Origin of the sequence: Microvirga tunisiensis (assembly GCF_009296175.1) — a bacterium.
Classification (GTDB): domain Bacteria; phylum Pseudomonadota; class Alphaproteobacteria; order Rhizobiales; family Beijerinckiaceae; genus Microvirga; species Microvirga tunisiensis.
Map to the genome: position 1 here is coordinate 1 of NZ_VOSK01000914.1, position 750 is coordinate 750.

The 750-nt window shown below is 57.9% G+C and carries 1 protein-coding gene; it reads left to right on the forward strand.

Going from position 1 to position 750, the window contains the following annotated elements; genetic code table 11:
• A partial coding sequence (locus tag FS320_RS50105; protein WP_152718793.1) for a PAS domain-containing protein occupies window positions 1-687 on the forward strand: 687 nt, incomplete at its 5' end.
• Window positions 688-750 lie beyond the last annotated feature (63 nt).

Consider the following 750-nt stretch of genomic DNA (forward strand, 5'->3'; position numbering starts at 1 on the left):
CGACGACGCCGACCCGTATCGACAATCTCAACTCGATCCATAGCCGCACTGTCCTTTTTGACGTCAATAAGGACAGTCAGTGCCAAATCCGACAATTCCTACAAGGCGGCCCACCTCGGATGCGTACGGAAGGAATCCGCTATAGAGGAATGTTCCGGACTGTCCTTTTACGCCGGAGCCCCTTTAAAGACGAAGGACGGTTTGCCGCTTGGAATGCTGTGTGTGCTCGATCATGAAGCGCGCCCTCAGGGACTGAGCGAACAGCAGGAAGGGGCACTGACGGCCCTTGCTGAGGCCGTTATTTGCCAACTCGAATTGAAACTCGCCACCAGGACGGCAACCGACAGCGAGGAGCTCACACAACGCCTCCTGGCGAGTTCGGACGACTGCATCAAAGTCTTTGACTTGAAGGGCCGCCTCCGCTTCCTGAGCCAGGGCGGCCTGCGGGCGATGGAGGTGGCGGACTTCGGTACGATCGAGGGCCGCAACTGGGCTGATCTCTGGAGCGGCATCGCCGGCAATGAAGCGTACGAAGCATTCAAAAAGGCCAAAACCGGTGGAACCGGACGCTTTCAGGGCCCCTGTGCGACCGCGACAGGAGTACAGAAGTGGTGGGATGTGGTGTACGCATCCGAGGTGGGCCGCCTTGTAGGAATTGTCGGATTTGGCACTGACTGTCCTTATTGACGTCAAAAAGGACAGTGCGGCTATGGATCGAGTTGAGATTGTCGATACGGGTCGGCGTCGTCG